General features: G+C 61.3%; 2 protein-coding genes. Both read right to left on the reverse strand.

Annotated elements, in window-relative coordinates; all coding sequences use genetic code 11:
- Window positions 1-236 precede the first annotated feature (236 nt).
- Window positions 237-653, reverse strand: a complete 417-nt coding sequence (locus tag ACIA5H_RS37760) for a nuclear transport factor 2 family protein (RefSeq protein ID WP_397081159.1) — start codon at window positions 651-653, stop codon at window positions 237-239.
- 185 nt (window positions 654-838) lie between these two features.
- Complete coding sequence (locus ACIA5H_RS37765) at window positions 839-1,255, reverse strand: nuclear transport factor 2 family protein (RefSeq protein ID WP_397081161.1); 417 nt, start codon at window positions 1,253-1,255, stop codon at window positions 839-841.
- Window positions 1,256-1,393 lie beyond the last annotated feature (138 nt).

The following is a 1,393-nucleotide window of genomic DNA, read 5'->3' on the forward strand; positions in this document are numbered from 1 at the left end:
TCGCCGCGCACTCGAGTTGCTGGGCCGCCGCCGGCCCGAAGCGGCAGTCGCTGGTCCGGGAGGAAAGCACCATCGAACGCTGGCATGCCATCCACAGCCTTCTCGACCACGGGGTCGGTGCACGGTGCGCGGTCGTCCCGGGCGCTTGGGCCGGACGCGACGGCGTGCGACTAGGTCGCGGTGCCATCGCAGCAACATGTCGGGACGCACCAGCAGAGGCTCATGAAAGGGCCAGGCTAGTCGACGGCGGGGGAGAGCTCCTCACGGATGGCCTCGGTGGTGCCGAACGCGCGGATGGCCTCGGTGGTGTTCCAGAATTCGCGGAACAGGATCAGCTTGCCGTCCTTGAAGCGCATGATGTTGATGTAACGCTGGTTGTAATTGTTCACCTGGGCGGTGCCGTTGTATTCCAGCACATAGGCATCTTCCTCCGCATACGGCCACACACGGACATCGGTGAAGGTCAGCCCCGGCAGCATGCGCGCGACCTGGTCCAGATAGCGCTCGGTGTTCTCGCGCCCGGTTACCCGCTCGGGCCCGCCGACCCACGGCGCATAGGGGAATTCCAGCACCAGATCGGGATGGGCGTTGGCCCAGAAGAAATCCTTGCCGAGTGAATGCAGCATCTTCACAGCGAGTTGCGCGTTGTCCATTTTGTCTCTCTCTATCTTGACTCCGGCGATTTGCGCCGAATTTCCTCACAATTATTACTCCGTGTCGCGGCCGACTCGGCTACAGCGCCTCCTCGCCTCACTCCGGCTATCTGGCACAACAACCAGACCGGACAACCGATCCACCGCTCACTGACCGCCTACGATCACTAACCCCTTGGAATAGATCAACGGGTCACGGACTCCGGAATGTTTCCTTTTCCGCCGAACACGCGAAGGCCCTCGCTGGTGTCCCAGTACTCGCGGAACAGGATGAGCTTGTCGTCCTTGAAGCGATAGATACAGATGTAGGGCAGCCGGTAATTATCCAGTGCTGGGCAGAAACCAATGTATTCCAGCAGGAAGGTATCTTCCTCCGCCAGCGGCGTCACGCGAAGGTCGAGGAAACGGAGGCCCGGAAGGCTGCGCCCGACTTCCTCCATGTGCGCCTTGCACATCTCGCGTCCGACTACCCGCTCGCCGCGCCCGACCCACGGCGCGTACGGAAGCTCCACCACCAGGTCTGGGTGGGAGTTGGCATAGAAGAAATCTGAATCCACGCCGATCGAGTGCTGCATCTCCGCGGCCAGTTGCGCCAGGTCCATCTCGTCGCTCCCTTTTCTCCGTTTGGCCACCGACACCTCATCTTGGGGTCTGATGTCGCCTTGCGTCGAATAGCGATTTTTGATGCTGAGATGTGGGATGTGTATGGATGTTCCCGAGACTCAGTGCACGGGGAGGTC

The organism is Nocardia sp. NPDC051900, assembly GCF_044452545.1.
Lineage (GTDB): Bacteria > Actinomycetota > Actinomycetes > Mycobacteriales > Mycobacteriaceae > Nocardia > Nocardia sichangensis.